Origin of the sequence: Evansella sp. AB-P1 (genome assembly GCF_029688925.1) — a bacterium.
Classification (GTDB): Bacteria; Bacillota; Bacilli; order Bacillales; family Salisediminibacteriaceae; genus Evansella.
Map to the genome: position 1 here is coordinate 1 of NZ_JARUKY010000012.1, position 18,618 is coordinate 18,618.

Sequence of the window (18,618 nt, forward strand, 5' to 3'; positions counted from 1 at the left end):
TCTATGTTTTTGTCTATAGACTTTTGTTCTTGCGCCTACCACCAATAGAACAATTATGTTATAGTATGTTTATTAAAAAGTGCGAATATTCAAAAAACATTAATCGACCCCATGATAAAATGCTTCGACCTCGAAAAGGCAAGTTGAATCTTGAAAACTATTTTAAGGAGATTTGTAGAAAGATCACCTTAAAAGTGGAAGCTAGGTAAAGGAGATTTGTATATATCGATAGTTTGTATCACTCCACGTATGCAAACGAACAATAGATTAATAGTATAGTATAGATTGCTTTAAATATAATGTTAAATATCTGAATATTCTTAACAATGAGGGGGGAGAACTATGGAAAATAGCGGCTTAGTGGGAGGGTTTTATCGATTATCTGAATGGATCATGCGATTAGCCTTCTTAAATATACTTTGGATCATTTTCTCAATTGCAGGTTTACTATTATTCGGCATTACCCCAGCTACCGTTGCCGTTTTCACTATTATTAGGAAATGGTTTATGGGTCAGGTAGATATCCCTATTTTTAAAACATTTACTAGTGTATTTAAAGGTGAATTTGTCAAAGTGAACGTATTAAGTTTTCTAATTGGAGCAATTTGTATCATTATATATATAGATTTTATATTGATTGCTTCCTTTGGGGGGATAGTACAAAGCCTCTTGTTTGCTGTCTTAGTCATTGTCAGTTTACTACTTTTAATAATAACCCTTTATATTTTTCCCGTTTATGTTCATTATGATTTAAAGTTTTTTGACTATTTAAAATGGTCATTAATCATTGGGTTACTTAATCCTGCAGCGACAATTACAATCATGGTTGGAATCATCGTCCTCTATCAAATTTATACCTTCATCCCTGGGTTTATCCCATTTTTTAGTATGAGTTTAATTGGTATGGCCATCATGGGACCAGCATATTTTAGTATCCAAAAAATTGAGGACAGAAAAAAGACATTACAAGAAAGTAATTAATAGTAGAATGACAATCAGGAATCTCCTATGCTTTTTTTATCAAACGTATCCTATCTAGAAATGAGTGTATCAAATGAAAAGGTGGCAAGAATTTTCATTAAAAACGAAAATGTTCGCAGCATTTTCTACAGTTGTTCTGCTACTAATTGCTTTCACATGCCTTTTGTTTTATTTTACAAATGTCTATGAAATGAAGCGTCAAACACAGTCCCTTTCTAGTGTTATTTCCATGCAGTTTAATAAAACACTAGAATTATATATTCAAGATATTGAACGACTATCGACCGTAATTTTTACAGATACAGTCATTCAAAGAAGTTTAGATAGTCATTATGACATGTATGATCCTAATGAACATATTAATATTAAAAATGATATCTTTCCAAGGCTATTTAATTATGCCTATCCGATGCATGATGTTGAGAAAATTTCCTTATATTCAACGAATAGAATCATGTACAGTTATTTTAAAAGAGGAGATATAGAAGTTGAGAGTAATGTAGCAAAGGAAGACTGGGAAGAAAAATTGGACAGTCTTTCCAAAACTGATTTTTTTCTTTTACCAACAACAGAAATGATATTACCAAATGGCAACCGTGAACAAGTCATTTCATTAGTAAAAAACATTTATCAAATTCCACGTAGACATAAAATAGGATCCATGAAGATTCAAGTGAATGTAAAAACTTTAGATGATTTACTAGTACATAATGATCATTTTGGTTTAGGTGATAATATTAGAGTTCTCATTATGGCAGAGGATAATAATGTGATATATGACAATAACGGTCAGCATACAGGAGAAACTATTAGTAACTTTGAATTCATCTACGACTATGACGAATCACATCAAGGAATGGTTAGTTGGGAGAACAAGGATTACTTATATACATTTGAAAGATCACATTATACAGATTGGAATACATTAATCTTAATTTCTAACGACTTTATCGTTTCAGAGCAGCGGAAAATACAATCCTATATTATCTTTTTTGGGCTTTTTTCTACCATCATTATTGCGATCGTTTCTTTTTGGCTATCGCATACCATTACAGAACCACTAGAAAAAATGATGAAAAAAATGAAACGTGTAGAGCAAGGAAAGTTAAGAGAAAGAATGGATTTGACAGGAAATGAAGAAATAGATGTTTTAAATCGTGTTTATAACAATATGCTTGATAGCATTAATCGCTTGATTAAAGAAGTATATGAAGCAAAACTAACGGAAAAGGATGCAAAAATAATTGCCCTTCAATCTCAAATTAATCCACATTTCTTGTATAACACATTAAACACAATGAAATCGATTAGCCGTGTAAAAGGAGTGGAGGAAGTAGCTGAAATCTCTGAAGCACTATCTGATTTATTCAAATATAGTATGAAGCATTTGAGGGAGCCAGTTAATTTATATAGCGAATTAGAACATGTACAAAATTATATGAAAATACAAAACTATCGATTCGGAGATCGATTTAAGCTTATCAGTAATATAAATGAAGAATTATATACAGCTTCATTACCTAAATTAACATTACAGCCGATTATTGAAAATGCCGTGAACCATGGTTTAAAAGACGTGAAAAAAGGAGGGTTAATAGAGTTAACAGGTGAAAAACATGGTGATATTCTACACCTCATTATTAAAGATAATGGAAAGGGGATAGAGGAGGATAAGTTAGCCGTTCTAAAACAAAAATTATTATCCTCTAGTTTCCAAGAAAAATACGGTGATGATCAAGCAGGGATTGGTCTTATTAATATTCAAGAGAGAATTCAACTATTATATGGGAAAACATTTGGTCTGAAAATTGATAGTAACCCAGAGTCAGGTACAACGATAACATTAGAAATACCTTTTGTGAATCATGAAAGGAAGGAGTTGGACCGACAATGAATATCTTTTTAGTAGAGGACGAACCTTGGGCATTAGCTGAATTAGTAGCGTTATTTAAACGTTATGAACCAAAACATACAATCTATTCCTTTGAAAATGGGGATGATGCTTATGCTGAATTGAAAAATGTTCGTCCACACCTAGCTATTTCAGATATAACGATGCCTGGAATGGATGGATTAGAATTTATTAATAAAGTGATGGAACTAGACCCTTCTATTAAATGTATTATATTAAGTGTCCATGATCAGTTTGAGTATGCACAACAAGGGTTAAAAATGGGAGTATGTGATTATTTACTTAAACCAATTAAAAAGGAGCAGTTATATAAGACCATTGACAGTGTTATTGCCTCAATAGAAAGTGAAACGATAAAAAGAGAAGAAGAGGAAATGCTGTCTATTACTAAACTCCTTTATACTACTTCAGAAGAAGAAAACGAGCATTATCTTTTTTCTAAACCATACTATCTCGTCTCTTTAATTATAGAAAACTGGAAAGGGAAGACTAGCTGGCAAGATACCAACATCTCGAAGGAGGAAATGAAAAGTTACCTTGCTATGAACGGAAACGAAAAAGGGGAAATATTCTGTTTAGATTATGACGGTCAATGTAGAATATTACTTATTCCTATATTAGACAAGTCAAACCAATCTACTATAGAAAAACACATTAAAAGGATTTTTGAGCATTTAAAAAACAAAGTGACAGTTCATGTTAGCTATCTTAAAAAAAATGAATATGAAAGTATTGCAACGGTGTTTGATTTAGTAAATAAAAAGTTAGTAGACCATATGAGATTTGGACAATCAACATACATTCCTCCAGAAACAGTGAAGGACGAATTAGATTTAACCAATATATGGGTAAAAATCAGGGTAATTGAAACACTGATCCTCAAAGGGGAATTATTAAAAATTAAAGGAATAATTTATAGTATAACTTCACAATTGAAGTTAAAGAGTATTACAATGTTGCAGCTAAAGCTTCTAATAAATAATATTCATTATGCTTTAAAATATAGATTAAAAGAAAACTTAGGTTCAAATACGGATATTGAATCTATCCAAGTTAATTTAGATACTTTAGATACCTTTTCAACTTTCGAGGAACTAGCTGACTGGCTCGAGGAAATAATACTTCGTATAGCAGAACACTTTACACCAACATTAATAGAACCGAAGAATCTTATACCAAAAGTTATCCAATGGATCCATAGTAACTATCAACAAAATCCACTTTTTCAAGATTTCGCCAACGAACACCACGTTAGTTTGAGTTATTTATCAAGGGAATTTAAAACACAAACTGGATGTACCTTTTCTGAGTATATAATGAGATATCGAATTGAAAAAGCAAAGGAGTTTTTCAGTGAAGGATTAAAGAGAACTAGTGAAGTTAGTAGCCTTGTTGGTTACGATGATCCGAAACACTTTAGTTCTGTTTTCAAAAGAATAGAGGGGATTTCTCCAAAGGACTTTAAAAAAACAATTCAATATATCAATCATTAAAAAAAGTCCCCACCTACCATTGGTGAGGACTTTTTTTATGATTTTTTCAGAACACCTTAGATGTTTTTTTATATATTTTTTGTCTTTTATCGAAACTGTCTTTTCATAATAGTAAAATACACCCCCCTAAATTGTAAAATGAAAGCGTTTTAGTTTGCTAAAATTCATAATATTATGAAAATACAAAATATTAATAAATGAAACGGGAGGGGAATTATGATGAATGCTATGAAAAAGTTATTTTGTTTGATTTTTATACTAATGATATTTTCATTAGTAGCCTGTAATTCTGATGGATCAACAAGTGGAGATGGGGGAGATGGTAATGAAGAGGTAACCCTTACACTTCTGTTAACCTCTACCCAAGCAAATGCTGGTATGGAAGCTGTTATCGAGGAGATTGAAAATAGGTACAATATTATAACGGAAGTAGAGATTCGACCAGCTGGAACAGAGGGGGATAACTTAGTAAAAACTAGATTAGCTACTGGTGATATGACAGATATCATGGTGTATAATACTGGAGCTCTATTTGATGCACTTAATCCAGAGGAATACTTTGCTGACTTAAGTGATGAACCGTTTATGGAAACGATCGAAGAAACGTTCTTGGATACAGTTACAGTAGATGGGAAGAGTTATGGCATTCCTGTATCAACTGCACAAGCTGGAGGGTGGATCTATAACAAGAAAGTCTATGAAGAGCTTGGACTTTCCGTTCCAACCACTTGGGACGAATTGATGGCAAACAATCAAGTGATTAAGGATGCTGGAATTGTACCTGTTGTTGCATCGTTCCGAGATACGTGGACATCCCAGTTAATTCTTTTAGCTGATTACTATAACGTACACAGCGTACTTCCAACTTTTGCAGATGATTATACACATAACAAAGCAAAATTCGCCGATACTCCGGTTGCCTTAAGAGGGTTTGAAAAAATGCAAGAAATTCATGATGCTGGCTTCTTTAATAATGAAGAAACAGCAACCTCTTATGAAGATGCTATTAGAATGGTAGGAGAGGGTTCAGCTGTTCATTATCCGATTCTAACTCAAGCACTCCCTGCATTTTCTGATGATCATATCAATGATATAGGCGTTTTCGGTCAACCAGGTGATGACCCAGATAATCATGGACTAACCTTATGGATGCCAAATGGGGTTTATATTAATAAAGAAATAGAGAACTTTGATGCTGCAAAAACGTGGTTTGAGTTTTTCGTTTCCCAAGATGGGCAAGATTTATATATGACTAATTTTGCACCACAAGGACCATCTGTAGTAAAAGGAATTGAATTACCGGATGATGTTTACCCAGCAGTAAAGGATATGCTTACCTACGTACAAGAAGGGCGAGTTGAAGCTGCATTAGAATTCCACTCTCCTTTAAAGGGACCAAACCTTGAACAAATCTTGGTTGAAGTAGGCTTAGGAATGACATCCGCAGATGATGCAGCTGAAAATTACGATAGAGATGTACTGAGACAAGCGAGACAATTAGGTTTAGACGGTTGGTAAGAAGAACTAACGAATAGTTCTCTATTTAATAGACTCTGTTAAAGATTACTGTTGCTTTTAATATTGAGAAGTGTAGAACGTAAGGCGCAACACACTAGCGCACCTTGTTTAGTTAGAGTCCCTATTCGAAAGGGACTCCAACTAGCAAGGGAGTATATGAAGGGAAAATCAACCTCAAAGTTTAACAGAGCAATTTTATAAAATTAGTGAATTAGAATGACTTATTAATTGGAAAGACTCATCAAAACTTTCAGATGGACCCTTTCCATTAAACATTCTGTTCACTAGATTTATTGAATAGAGATAGGGATAGGGAGTGAACAATGTTGAAATCCAAGAGTGTATATACCTATACTTTACTAATTCCTGCAGCAATAATCTATGGTGTTTTGTTCATTCTACCAACTTTACTATCATTCTTTTTTAGTTTCACTAGATGGAATCTTCGAGAATGGGAATGGATTGGTTTTGAGAATTTTATGATGTTCTTTGAAGAACCGTCACTAATGATAGGTTTTCAGAACACTTTAATATACGCTGTTCTCACTATGGGTTTGAAGGTTGTTTTAGGATTAATATTTGCCGTTTTCTTATGTTCTAAATTAAAAACAAAGAGTTTTCTTCGGGCAACTGTTTTTTTCCCAACATTAGTTAGTACGATTGCTGTTGGTATTACATTTAGTGCCTTAATGCATCCTTCACAAGGTCTCATAAATCAAACTTTGGGGTTAATTGGTATAAACGGACCTGATTGGCTTGGAAACCCCAGTTTGGCTTTAATTTCAGTGGCTTTTGTTGATGTTTGGAAAGGTGTCGGCATTGCAACTGTTATTTTTATTGCAGGTATCATGTCCATACCGAAAGATTATTATGAAGCAGCTAAGATAGATGGGGGTAATAAATTTCATGAGTTTTGGAATATTACCATACCTTTATCAAGACCGGCTATTAATACAGTAATCATCCTTGCATTTATAGGTGGTCTTCGTACCTTTGATTTAGTCTGGGCTATGACTGGGGGAGGACCTGGTTTTAGTTCTGATTTAATCGCATCTATTATCTATAAGCAATATCAAGCTGGCTTCTATGGGTTATCTACAGCTGGTAATGTCATCTTATTCATGTTAGTGGCAGCCATTGCTTTTCCTTTATATATGTTTCTCAATAGAAAAGAGGTGGATCTATGAAACCACAAACAATTCAATCCAACTCTAACGTAATTTTGAAAAAGAAAAAAGACAAAAAAAAACAAACGAATATTTTAGTTGAAGCAGTAGTAGTGTTATTTTCTGCCGTAATATTTTTAATTCCATTTTATTTTATAATTATTAATTCTTTTAAAACAAGTGAAGAAGCCAGTAGGATGTCTATCAGTTGGCCAACGGAATTCCATATAATACAGAACATAACAGAAGTTTTAAATGCGAGAAATGGCATGCTATTACTTGCCTATTTTAATAGTACAGTCATTACGATCACTTCTATCGTTATTTTAGTTTTAGTATGTTCCATGACTGGCTTTGTGCTACAACGTCGAAGTGATAAAAAAACAAATGGTATTGCCTTTGTTTTTATATCAGGATTAATGGTTCCAACGGCAATTGTACCTACTATATGGGTACTGGATAAGTTACATTTGTTTAAAACTCTACCAGGAATTATTTTAATAATGGTTGCAATAACGATTCCTTTTGCCATTGTACTATACCGAGGATTTATTGCTACTATTCCTAGGGAAATTGATGAATCAGCAATTATTGACGGATGTGGCGGTTGGATGTTGTATTTTAAAATAATCTTTCCATTGCTAAAACCAATTCACGCGACGGTCATTATCATCTCGGCAGTGAACATTTTTAATGACTTTGTTCATCCTTTGTACTTTTTCCCAGGTGCAGAGAATGCAACGTTGCAGTTAACCCTTTACAATTTCATGAGTATGTATGAAACGTCTTGGAATCTATTATTTGCAAACGTATTACTCATTACGATACCTCCTTTTATCTTATTTTTGTTCTTCAATAATAGAATTGTTGCTGGTATGACTGCAGGGTCTGTAAAGGGATAGATATGTGTCTGAATCAGTTTGGTGTAGGATACAATCCAATAAAAAGAAAGGTGATAGGTACGATGACGAAAAGAATATTAATTTTAACGGGAGATGCGGCAGAAACTCTTGAGGTAATTTACCCATTATATAGATGCATCGAAGAAGGGTTTGAGACTACGGTTGCAGTACCGAACAAAGAAGAAGTTCAAACAGTTGTCCACGATAGACAACCTGGAATTATGGAAGTTTCTACAGAAAGATTGGCCTATCGTGTCCCAGCTCAGAAGAAATTTAGCGAAGTGAATCCTGAAGACTATGATGCTCTTATTATACCAGGGGGAAGGGCACCAGAACATATCCGTACCAAACCTGAAGCCGTTCATATTGTAGGACATTTCTTAAGAGAAAATAAAGTTACTGGAGTGATTTGCCACGGAGCAATTGTTTTTCTCATTCCTGAATTGAAAGAACTTGTATTAAACAAAAAAATTACAGCTGTCCCAACATGTCGTTTTGAAGTAGAGGAATCAGGTGCGCAGTTTAGTGAAGAATTGGTGTTTACAGATGGTAATATTGTATCTGCGCAAACATGGAGAGACCTTCCTGGATTTATGAAGCAATTCCTAGAGGCAATTGGTAAGTAGGGAAAAAACGTATAGTCCTTATGTTAATACCATAGGGACTACTTTTTTGTGAGATGTACTTAAGGTATGAAAATCCAAGCCGTGAATGAATCTAACTATTGTGAGGATGATTAATATGTATAGTTTTGAAGGGAAGACGGTATTCGTTACGGGAAGTAGTACGGGAATTGGGAAGGCCACTGCAATTGCGTTTGCTCAACACGGGGCAGACGTCATTATCCATTATAATAGTAGTGTTCACGAGGCTGAAAAAGTTAAAGGTGAGATTGAAAAGCTAGAAAGAAGATCACTACTTCTTCAAGGTGATGTATCCGACTCCCAACAAGTAAATAAAATGGTAGAGAAGATTAAAGAGGAATTTGGAACAATCGACGTTCTAGTTAATAATGCAGGGTCAATGGTAAGGCGTTCTAGATTAGAGGATCTAGATGAAGGATTATGGGATCAAGTTATTGAAGTAAACTTAAAGTCTGTTTATTTAGTAACAAGAGCTACACTGCCATTACTCAAAAAAACAAAAGGGAAAATTATAAATGTCACTTCTATTGCAGCTTCCAATGGTGGGGGAATTGATTCTGTTGCTTATGCTACTTCCAAAGGGGGAGTAAGTACTTTAACTAAGGCCCTTGCAAAGGATTTAGTGGAATATCATATTAATGTAAATGCTCTTTCACCAGGGGTGATAAGTACGCCATTCCATGATAGGCATACTTCTGCTGAGAAACGTCAAAATGCAGTAAAGACCATACCGATGGGGAGAGAAGGAACGCCAGAAGAAACGGTAGGGGCTACCCTCTATTTAGCATCAGACTATGCAGCATATGTAACTGGTCAAATAATAGAAGTTAATGGCGGCCAACTTATGTAATAGTTTACTAGAATTTAGTTATGAAGGAGGAAAAGTGATGAAGACGAAGCAACAAATCCATTCAATATCAGATTTATTCAACAAAATGAAAATCGTTGATTTAACCCATACGTTAGAAGAAAACATTCCTGCGGTACCTATTCATTCTAAATTTGGACATCAACTATGGAATTCCTACCATTTAGGTGATCGTGCCTTAACCTATAATCTATCCATGAATGAACATACTGGAACACATGTGGATGCCTTCTCGCACTTTATTAAAGAGGGAGAATCGAATCAATTTATCAATGAGATCCCATTAGAGAAATTTTGTGGACCTTACTTAAGGATGGACTTCTCGTCACTTGGGCCTAAAGGGGAATTAACGAAAGAACTTATTGTTGAATGGGAAAAAAATCATAGGGGAATTCAAGAAGGGGATATTGTTTTACTTTATTATGGCTGGTCAAAGTATTGGAAAAAACGTCCTGAAGATAAACAATTTATTCAAGATTGGCCTGGAGTTGGACGTTCCGCAGCGGAATACTTAGTTGAGAAAAAAATTAAGATGATAGGTGTAGATACTATTAATGTAGAAGTATATGAATCGAAGCTTTTCCCGGCCCATCATACTTTACTGGAACATCAAATTCCAATTGCTGAAAATCTAAATAACCTAGATATTATTGAGGAGACAGGTTATTTCATGGCGTTCCCTTTACCAATTAAAGGGGGATCTGGTTCACCAGTGAGGGCTGTGGCCTTTATAGAACAGTAATGTGCAATTTTTTTTTACATTAGTCTTGTCATTGTTTGGGATTTTAGTTGGAGAATTGTAAGTAGAAGAAAGTCGCAAGGAGGAGACAAATTGAGAGTATACAATATGCGGACAAATAATGTGACTAATCCTTTAGGGTTTGAACTAGACAATCTAAGTTTATCTTGGGTGGTTGATGGAGAGGGAAGTGATTCTAAGTACCAATCGGCTGCTAGAGTGGAAATAGCTTCATCATCGGATTTCAATGATATTCTATTTGATAGCGGAAAAAAAGAAGACATAAATTTTCTAGGATACGAACCAACATTAGAATTACAACCACGTACACGATATTATTGGCGGGTAACTGTGTGGGGTGACAAAAGTGATAATACAGTTAGTGATACAGCTTGGTTTGAGACAGGGAAAATGAAAGAAGAGTGGAATGGGAAGTGGATAACGCCTAGTTTACCATCCGATACACACCCGATTATTAGGCGACCATTCGAATTGGAAAAAGAAGTAGAAACAGCAAGGATTTATATTACCGGACTGGGAATCTATCATCTTGAATTAAATGGGAAGAAAGTTAGTGATGAGTTTTTGACACCTGGATTTCATTCTTATGATTTCTGGCTGCAATACCAAACCTACGATATAACAGATGATTTAAAGGAAGGAAAAAATGCTCTTGGTGTCATGTTAGGAAATGGGTGGTATAAAGGACGTATCGGATTTTTCCAAGGATATGAGAATGTATATGGCGATTCCTTTTCTCTTATAGCTGAAGTGCATATTACTTATAAAGATCAAACAACCGAAATAATCGCTACAGATGACACTTGGAAGTGTATGGAAGCTCCAATAACTTTTAGTGGTATTTATGATGGTGAAATATACAATGCCAATATGGAAGATCATTTGTGGAGTTCTCCGGAATTAGGGGAAGAACCAGCTGGAAGTGTCTCTTATTGTGATGGATTTAGTAGTTTACAAGGACGATACGGTCTCCCAATTAAAGTGATGGAAGAATTGAAGCCGATAGAACTCATCCATACTCCAGCAGGGGAAGTTGTTTTAGATTTCGGTCAAAATATGACAGGATGGGTTCGATTTACGACCAGCGCGAAGAAGGATACCAAACAAAAACTAGAATATGGAGAAATCCTGCAAGATAGCAATTTCTATCGAGATAACTTACGAACAGCAAAGGCACAATACACCTATATCTCTGATGGGAAGGAACGACTAGTGGAACCGAAGTTTACTTTTTATGGTTTTCGCTATGTTAAATTAGAGGGCTTTGGTGAAAATCCTTCATTAGAAGATTTTACAGGCTGTGTTGTTTATAGTGAGATTGATGAAGTAGGGGCCATCGAAACTTCCAACCCGCTAATTAATAAGTTGTTCCAAAATGCCATGTGGGGACAAAAAGGGAACTTTCTTGATGTACCAACGGACTGCCCACAACGTGATGAACGGATGGGGTGGACAGGGGACGCACAAATATTTGCGTCTACTGCTTGCTTTAATATGTATTCCCCTGCGTTTTTCAAGAAGTATATGCATGATTTAAGGAAGGAACAACAGGCCCTTGAAGGTTCTGTGCCATTTATTGTCCCAATGATTAAGCCAGAGGGTGTAAAAGGGTTTATCATGGGTCATGGTTCCACTGCATGGGCAGATGCAGCAACAGTTATACCATGGATGACATACTTACATTACGGTAATAAGAGTTTGTTACGTTCTCAATTTGAAACGATGAAAGATTGGGTTGATTATCTCTATAGTATTGATGAAAGTGCTGGTAGTTCCCGTTTAATTACAAAAGGGATTCATTTAGGGGATTGGCTTGCCTTAGATGGGAAGGATCCGAATGAAGGGAAATTAGGAGGAACAGACCAATTTTTTATTGCTTCTGCTTATTATTATTACTCTACTACTCTTGTAGCGAAAGCGGCTTTTGCTTTAGAAAAACAGGAGGTAGTTAAAAAGTATGAAAAGCTAGCTTTCGAAATAAAGGAAGCAATCATCAACGAATATGTAACTGCGAACGGAAAGTTAGCAATCGATACTCAAACAGGGTTCATTCTTGCTCTCTATATGGATTTAGTGAATGAGGATCAGAAAGGAAGAGTAGCAGAGGACTTGAAACGAAAACTTATTGATAGTGATATGCATTTACAAACTGGTTTTGTAGGAACTCCATATTTCTGTCATGCATTATCAAGTTATGATGGAAATGAATATGCTTATAGTTTGTTACTAAATGAAGATTACCCTAGTTGGATTTATGCCATTAAACTTGGTGCTACAACGATCTGGGAAAGATGGAATTCTGTTTTGGAAGATGGAAGTATAAGTAGTACAGGAATGAATTCACTGAATCATTATGCTTATGGATCAATCGTCGATTGGATGTATCAGCATATGTGTGGTATTCAGCCAAATGATAGTTACCCTGGATTTCAACGATTTACATTAGAACCTAAACCAGATGGCAGGTTGACGTATGCAAATGGAGAGATTGTATCGTCTTCAGGAACCATCAAATCTGGTTGGAAGTTGTCAAAAGATCAGACCATTACTTTTACATTTACTGTTCCATTCAATACAACGGCAGATGTTGTTTTGCCAGATGCTGCTGTTGATTCAATAAAAGTTGTAGGCGGAACTATTGAGTCAATAAAGGCAGAGCAGCGAGGAGAAGCCGTTGTTGGTCAGCTAACTCCAGGAGAGTATGAAATAACTTATACACTTCAAAAAGAGTATGTTAAGACGTACAACCTTGACAGCACATTAAGAGAATTACTTGTTAATGGAGCAACAAGAAATATAATTGAGAAAGAACTACAATATCATAATGAAACACAAGAGCTATATAAGGGAGAGTTACTAGACATCCCACTTCGAGACATCAGAAATATTGAAATGGTTAGAAGCTATGTTTCAGAAGAGAGATTGGCGAAGGTGGAGGAGATGTTGAGGGACATACTAGGGACTTTGTCCCAGTAGAATTCATCAAAAGCGGGAAAAATCACAAATAAAATAGGTCTTAAAAGGTTTCCATAAATTTAATTTTGTGGGAACTTTTTTTTGTGGGAACTTTTTAAAAAGCTGAAACGTCAAAATTATGAGGTTTTACTGTTAATAATAGGATTATTTTTTTTAAAAGAAGGGAGGAATTTAATATTGTTATTAAATAACACCATTTTTTAAGTTTCTTAGTATAGGTGTTTTCACTTATATCAGTGAAATTAAATGATCAATATGCAGATAGTGAAGATCGTTTTTTATGAACTAATTGATTGGAAAACAATGTTAAACTAATGGGGGGGATTCCGGAACTAGTAACATTGTATAAAATAAAAAGGTGGGTTAATCATGAAAAGTTTTTTTCAATTATTATGCGTTTTATTATTTTTTTCAATACTTTCCATGGGGTGTCAGAGTAAAGATAATAACATTATTAAAGATTATTTTGTAGGTGTCGAGGAATACCTTCACGAGATCGATACCTTTATAAAAGATATCCCTGAACTTGTTCAAAATAATGAACTGGAAATGTCGAGGATCAACCTCATTGAAAATAGAATCGAGCAAATGAAAGAAGAAATTGAACTCTTCAGAAGTTTAGTTCCTCCAGAAACCTTAAAAAAACAGCATGAAGCCGCCCTTACCTATAATAATTCGTTTGAATTTTTACTGGAGCAATCCTTAAGAGAGATGAAAAAAGAAAATTTCCTATCCGAACAATCCAAGTTTTTTCTAACGGGATATTTTTCCACTAACGTTCAAAATAACTTGTCTCATCATCTAAAATATTTGATACTTGAAAAGAAACAAGAGGTGGGACATGATGGGATTAGCTTTGTAGAAGGGTAATAAATGATAGAAGTAGAATAATTTAAAAAGCAATAGTTTCTTGAATGTATTTTGGGTTTATGTTTTTTTCTAATGGAGGCGTTAGTATGAGAGAACACATTATTGAAGTAGTTAAACAAATTGAGAAAGATAACTGTGTAAAAATATTATTCGCTTGTGAATCTGGCAGTAGAGCATGGGGATTCCCTTCTAAAGACAGTGATTATGATGTTCGGTTTATATATATCCATAATCCAAACTGGTATCTATCAATTGATCAAAAAAAAGATGTTATTGAAATACCTACTAGGGATCCTATATCAATTCCGATTCATCCTTTATTAGACATAAGTGGATGGGAGTTAACAAAGGCACTTAGACTATTTAGAAAATCAAATCCTCCTCTTTTAGAATGGCTTAAATCAAGTATTGTTTATTACAAGTCCTATTCAACAATAGATAAAATGAGAGAACTAGATAAAAGTATATTTTCACCAACTTCTTGCTTATATCATTATTTGAACATGGCAAAAGGAAACTTCCGTGATTATCTTCAAGGAAATGAAGTTAGGATAAAGAAATACTTTTATGTACTTCGTCCAATATTAGCTGCGAAATGGATTGAAAAATATAATACTATCCCACCAATGGAATTTCAATCATTATTAGAAGATATATTGCAACCTGGAGAATTAAAAGAGTCTGTTTCTAAATTATTAAAACGTAAGATAGCAGGAGAAGAGTTAAGTTTTGATACAAGAGTAGATATTATTAATGAATATCTAAACAAAACAATAGAACATTTAGAAACTTATACAAAAGGAATAAAATTAGATATTCCTGATCCGACTCTGGAGCTTGACAAGTTATTTAGAAGTACATTAAAAGAAGTTTGGAATGAAGAGTTAACGGAATAATATTTTAGTTAATAAGCATAATCTGGTTCATAGGGAAAGGAAGGGTTAACATGGATTTTTTCATGGCAATTGCTCCTGTAGTAATAGTGGGAGGGATTGTAGTATTTGTGATTAAAAGGATTAATCATAAATATAACCAAGGTGACATAGTGGAGAAAAAATCAAAAAAGGATCAAGATTTATTAATTAGTTTAATACCAATGGGAATGCTTATTGGTTGTGTTATGGGCGTTATTTTAGGCTTGATTATCCCAATCTCTTTACTAACTACAGTTAGTTTATGCACTGGAATAGGCTATTTATTTGGATATTTTGCATTTGAAATTTATAGTAAGAAGGAAACTATCATTCATTAGCTAGATATATTCCAAAAACTGAGATCAGTAAGAGAAATGTTAGATTATTTAGGACGGTTGAATAAAATCAACAATATTCTAACCTTCGTAAACCTGTACAGATACACAAGGAGGAAACCTGATGTTCGAATCTTCTTTATACTTGTTAATTAATTCTTCTTGGGTAATCGTCGTACCTTTTTTGCTTTTATTAAATATCATCATTTTATTGAGTTGTATTGTAGTTGGAAATAAAATCGTTCATTTGTTTTATAAGAGACGGATTTCATCTATCATAACCTCTCGTCCGTCGGAAATTTATTTAGCATCGTTGTCCGTTATACTTAATACGGTTGTGACGATCCTAGGCTTTTATTTATGGAAAAATGAAGTCATTGTCTTAAGCACAACCTTTGGCTTCTTTGACTGGATCGATATTATCTTTTTACTTTTAATTATGGATTTTGTCATGTATATATTCCATAGATTTGCACATCTAAAAAAAATCTATCCTCTCATTCATCGTACCCATCATCGTTATGAAGACCCAAGACCCATCACTTTATTTGCCCTAAATCCTCTTGAAAACCTAGGTTTTGGATTACTCTGGATTATCGTATTAACCATTTATCCAGCTTCCTGGATTGGAATATCTGGTTATCTTTTTCTTAATGTTGTATTTGGTCTGATTGGCCATCTTGGAGTTGAACCATTTCCAAATTCATGGGTGAATCATCCCATCTTAAAATGGATTTCAACAAGTACCTACCATGCACAGCATCATCAGCAAGAACATTACAACTACGGTTTCTACACAATCATATGGGATCGCTTATTTGGAACCCTGTCTCCAAGATATCTATCTGATTTTGGAAAAACAGAGGAAGAGTCTCACAAACATATTGAAAGCTAGTTTTCAAAAAGGTGATAAAATGTACATGTGAACAGTTCCTTTTAGAATCGCGGGGACGGTTCTCACGATTCAAAATCCAGTATCTGGATGAGATGCAGAGTGTGGGGGGAATGCAATAGATTTCCATAAATAAAAGAAGCCGAAATGTGTATTTGATTGAATATCCTCATACACAATTCGGTTCATTTAGAGTTCTTCGTTTATTTCACTGTCACTGTTCCTTTTCCTGATCTCCTGGGACGACGTGCCTGTAAACTGTCCCAATTCAAAGTTGTCAAGTAATTCACGGACATCATCTGTTGATTCTGTGTTCATTAATTCATTTCTTAATGCACTAGCCCCTCGAAAGCCTTTCACATATATCTTGAAAAAGCGATGAAGAGCCTTAAACGAACGGAGCTCTAAACCGGAATATTTATCATGGAGATCCATATGCAATCGTAAAAGATCGAGTAACTCCTTACTACTATGCTCTCTCGGCTCTTTTTCAAAGGCAAATGGATTATGGAAAATACCACGGCCAATCATAACCCCATCAACACCATATTGGTTGACGAGCTTCAAGCCAGTTTGACGGTCAAGAATATCACCATTGATCGTCAAGAGTGTATCTGGAGCTACCTCGTCACGAAGTTTTTTAATCTCCGGGATCAGCTCCCAATGTGCATCTACTTTGCTCATTTCCTCTCTTGTCCGCAGATGAATGGAAAGATTTACGATATCTTGTTTCAATATGTGCTTCAGCCATTCCTGCCATTCTTCTATATCCGTAAAACCAAGCCTAGTCTTTACACTTACTGGCAATCCTCCCGCTTTTGCTGCATGTATTAATTCTGCTGCAACTTCTGGACGACGGATAAGGCCACTACCCTTCCCATGCCGTGCCACATTAGGTACAGGACAACCCATATTGATATCTAAACCCTTAAACCCAAGTTCCGCCATACCAATGCTCATTTTCCGAAAGTTTTCAGGCTTATCCCCCCATATATGGGCTACAATTGGTTGTTCATCCTCTGTAAAAGTCAGACGCCCACGGACACTTTGCTTTCCCTCTGGGTGACAATAACTCTCACTGTTTGCAAACTCTGTAAAAAAAACATCAGGTCTTGCAGCTTCACTCACTACATGGCGAAAAACAACATCCGTCACTTCTTCCATTGGTGCCAATATAAAAAAAGGTCGTGGTAAATCACGCCAAAAATTATCTGTCATACTCACCTTCAAATCCTCTCATGATGGGATATTAGGACAACCTATCCCAAAATAAAATGTTCCTACTTCTTTTACACTTATACCATGTTTGAGCCCTTTTTATCAAACAGAACAGAATCATGGGGACGGTTCTCATGATTCAAAATCTTGTGCCAAGATATTATACTGAAGGGAAGGGAGTATGAGGAGTCAAATGGGGAGCATCCTTAATACGATTTATGGGGCAATTCTGTAGGAATAGTTTTTTTATCATATTGTCTTAGTTCTCTCTTATAAGTAAAGTAAACTTAATATAATTCTTTTTAGAAGGAGATTGGTTTTAGTGAACAATACCCGAAGAGAAATAAAACTTATCATTCCAAATGGCTGTGACAATGCGCCAAGGAAAAAAATAGTTATTGAATTTACAGTTGCTTTATTTGAGCAGCAAAAAGAAAAAATTAAGGAATATATACAGGAATCTATTATATGGCATCAAATAAAGGAGAGTAAAAAAATAGAAGGTCAAGATTCATTCCTAACTAGTTTGCAGAGTGAAAAGAAAGAGATCATTGAATGTTTAGAAATTTACCAAGTAATAACTCACGGGAAATTCGCTTCCATAAATGGTGTCATTTCATATACAAATGGAACAAAAATTGATTTCTGTGATGTATATATGTTTAGTAATACTTCGAAGTCTGGAAAGGTAAAGGAAATAAAATCATATAGAATATAGTCTTTAGATTAAAAGTTCCAATGATCAAGAAAATTGAGCCATAAGAGAACAGCGGAAGAGGAATTTATATAAAAAATTTAAGTTATTAGGATAAGGACGAGTAGAATGTGAAGGTTGAGACAAAGGTGAAGCGGAAGCTGGATGAACAAGGGGTTGGTCAGATTTTTTCGTTATGAAACGTTGGCAGGTGATATGGAAGGGTACTAGGAGTGCCTTAGTGTTACATAGTCTGTGGTACAAGTAACCGTTCATTTAGCAGCTAGTTTAATAGTTTAGCTTTATAAACTGTAATGTAGTTTTAACTCTAAACCCTTCCGCGATCCGAAATTCTACTGGTCGCGGTTATTTCGTTTGTTTAAAATAATGTAATATCGAATGAGAACTGTCTATGTGCTTTACATGAATACTTGTTCACAAGGGTACCATAGAATCATCATTTTAAAAGCATAAA

Annotated in this window: 16 protein-coding genes; 15 read left to right on the forward strand and 1 reads right to left on the reverse strand. The window is 34.8% G+C overall.

What is annotated here, in order from left to right; genetic code table 11:
* Positions 1-342 precede the first annotated feature (342 nt).
* From QA612_RS13460 to QA612_RS13525, 14 genes are all read left to right on the forward strand, one after another.
* Entirely contained in the window at positions 343-981 is a 639-nt protein-coding gene (locus QA612_RS13460; RefSeq protein ID WP_278284338.1) for a YesL family protein, read from the forward strand.
* Between the two features lie 73 nt (positions 982-1,054).
* A complete protein-coding gene (locus QA612_RS13465) occupies positions 1,055-2,875 on the forward strand; it encodes a cache domain-containing sensor histidine kinase (protein WP_278284339.1) in 1,821 nt (606 codons plus the stop codon).
* Positions 2,872-4,386, forward strand: a complete 1,515-nt coding sequence (locus tag QA612_RS13470; protein WP_278284340.1) for a response regulator transcription factor — start codon at positions 2,872-2,874, stop codon at positions 4,384-4,386. The genes QA612_RS13465 and QA612_RS13470 overlap by 4 nt, the downstream gene beginning before the upstream one ends.
* Before the next feature lie 216 nt (positions 4,387-4,602).
* A complete protein-coding gene (locus QA612_RS13475) occupies positions 4,603-5,904 on the forward strand; it encodes an ABC transporter substrate-binding protein (RefSeq protein ID WP_278284341.1) in 1,302 nt (433 codons plus the stop codon).
* A gap of 323 nt (positions 5,905-6,227) precedes the next feature.
* Positions 6,228-7,091, forward strand: a complete 864-nt coding sequence (locus QA612_RS13480; protein ID WP_278284342.1) for a carbohydrate ABC transporter permease — start codon at positions 6,228-6,230, stop codon at positions 7,089-7,091.
* Positions 7,088-7,972, forward strand: a complete 885-nt coding sequence (locus QA612_RS13485; RefSeq protein WP_278284343.1) for a carbohydrate ABC transporter permease — start codon at positions 7,088-7,090, stop codon at positions 7,970-7,972. Before QA612_RS13480 ends, QA612_RS13485 begins: the two co-directional genes overlap by 4 nt.
* A 62-nt stretch (positions 7,973-8,034) precedes the next feature.
* Positions 8,035-8,598, forward strand: coding sequence for a DJ-1/PfpI family protein (locus tag QA612_RS13490; protein WP_278284344.1), 564 nt, complete (start codon positions 8,035-8,037; stop codon positions 8,596-8,598).
* 115 nt (positions 8,599-8,713) lie between these two features.
* Positions 8,714-9,466 carry an SDR family NAD(P)-dependent oxidoreductase gene (locus QA612_RS13495; protein WP_278284345.1) on the forward strand — a complete coding sequence of 251 codons (753 nt, stop codon included), beginning with the start codon at positions 8,714-8,716 and terminating at the stop codon, positions 9,464-9,466.
* 37 nt (positions 9,467-9,503) lie between these two features.
* Positions 9,504-10,226, forward strand: coding sequence for a cyclase family protein (locus QA612_RS13500; protein ID WP_278284346.1), 723 nt, complete (start codon positions 9,504-9,506; stop codon positions 10,224-10,226).
* A gap of 90 nt (positions 10,227-10,316) precedes the next feature.
* Positions 10,317-13,220 carry an alpha-L-rhamnosidase gene (locus QA612_RS13505; RefSeq protein ID WP_278284347.1) on the forward strand — a complete coding sequence of 968 codons (2,904 nt, stop codon included), beginning with the start codon at positions 10,317-10,319 and terminating at the stop codon, positions 13,218-13,220.
* Positions 13,221-13,589: 369 nt separating this feature from the next.
* Positions 13,590-14,090 carry a DUF6376 family protein gene (locus QA612_RS13510; protein WP_278284348.1) on the forward strand — a complete coding sequence of 167 codons (501 nt, stop codon included), beginning with the start codon at positions 13,590-13,592 and terminating at the stop codon, positions 14,088-14,090.
* An 86-nt stretch (positions 14,091-14,176) separates the two neighbouring features.
* On the forward strand, positions 14,177-14,986 hold the full coding sequence (locus tag QA612_RS13515; protein ID WP_278284349.1) for a nucleotidyltransferase domain-containing protein: 810 nt from the start codon (positions 14,177-14,179) through the stop codon (positions 14,984-14,986).
* 50 nt (positions 14,987-15,036) lie between these two features.
* Positions 15,037-15,342, forward strand: coding sequence for a hypothetical protein (locus QA612_RS13520; protein WP_278284350.1), 306 nt, complete (start codon positions 15,037-15,039; stop codon positions 15,340-15,342).
* Between the two features lie 121 nt (positions 15,343-15,463).
* The gene (locus QA612_RS13525; protein ID WP_278284351.1) at positions 15,464-16,234 is read left to right on the forward strand and encodes a sterol desaturase family protein; all 771 of its coding nucleotides are present in this window, start codon (positions 15,464-15,466) and stop codon (positions 16,232-16,234) included.
* A gap of 186 nt (positions 16,235-16,420) precedes the next feature.
* Here the strand turns inward: QA612_RS13525 and QA612_RS13530 are convergent, their stop codons facing one another.
* Positions 16,421-17,449: a tRNA dihydrouridine synthase gene (locus QA612_RS13530; protein WP_278284480.1), complete on the reverse strand. Its 1,029-nt coding sequence runs from the start codon at positions 17,447-17,449 to the stop codon at positions 16,421-16,423.
* 322 nt (positions 17,450-17,771) lie between these two features.
* Between QA612_RS13530 and QA612_RS13535 the strand changes: the two genes are divergently transcribed.
* Positions 17,772-18,167 (forward strand): hypothetical protein, encoded by a 396-nt coding sequence (locus QA612_RS13535; protein ID WP_278284352.1) that lies wholly within the window; start codon positions 17,772-17,774, stop codon positions 18,165-18,167.
* The last annotated feature ends 451 nt before the right edge of the window (positions 18,168-18,618 follow it).

Excerpts from the sequence above, each read along its gene's own strand:
- QA612_RS13485 (WP_278284343.1), top strand. The coding sequence starts at position 7,088 with ATGAAACCACAAACAATTCAATCCAACTCTAACGTAATTTTGAAAAAG.
- QA612_RS13525 (WP_278284351.1), top strand. The coding sequence starts at position 15,464 with ATGTTCGAATCTTCTTTATACTTGTTAATTAATTCTTCTTGGGTAATC.
- QA612_RS13495 (WP_278284345.1), top strand. The coding sequence starts at position 8,714 with ATGTATAGTTTTGAAGGGAAGACGGTATTCGTTACGGGAAGTAGTACG.
- QA612_RS13490 (WP_278284344.1), top strand. The coding sequence starts at position 8,035 with ATGACGAAAAGAATATTAATTTTAACGGGAGATGCGGCAGAAACTCTT.
- QA612_RS13510 (WP_278284348.1), top strand. The coding sequence starts at position 13,590 with ATGAAAAGTTTTTTTCAATTATTATGCGTTTTATTATTTTTTTCAATA.
- QA612_RS13475 (WP_278284341.1), top strand. The coding sequence starts at position 4,603 with ATGATGAATGCTATGAAAAAGTTATTTTGTTTGATTTTTATACTAATG.
- QA612_RS13520 (WP_278284350.1), top strand. The coding sequence starts at position 15,037 with ATGGATTTTTTCATGGCAATTGCTCCTGTAGTAATAGTGGGAGGGATT.
- QA612_RS13470 (WP_278284340.1), top strand. The coding sequence starts at position 2,872 with ATGAATATCTTTTTAGTAGAGGACGAACCTTGGGCATTAGCTGAATTA.
- QA612_RS13460 (WP_278284338.1), top strand. The coding sequence starts at position 343 with ATGGAAAATAGCGGCTTAGTGGGAGGGTTTTATCGATTATCTGAATGG.
- QA612_RS13500 (WP_278284346.1), top strand. The coding sequence starts at position 9,504 with ATGAAGACGAAGCAACAAATCCATTCAATATCAGATTTATTCAACAAA.
- QA612_RS13480 (WP_278284342.1), top strand. The coding sequence starts at position 6,228 with ATGTTGAAATCCAAGAGTGTATATACCTATACTTTACTAATTCCTGCA.
- QA612_RS13515 (WP_278284349.1), top strand. The coding sequence starts at position 14,177 with ATGAGAGAACACATTATTGAAGTAGTTAAACAAATTGAGAAAGATAAC.
- QA612_RS13530 (WP_278284480.1), bottom strand. The coding sequence starts at position 17,449 with ATGACAGATAATTTTTGGCGTGATTTACCACGACCTTTTTTTATATTG.
- QA612_RS13465 (WP_278284339.1), top strand. The coding sequence starts at position 1,055 with ATGAAAAGGTGGCAAGAATTTTCATTAAAAACGAAAATGTTCGCAGCA.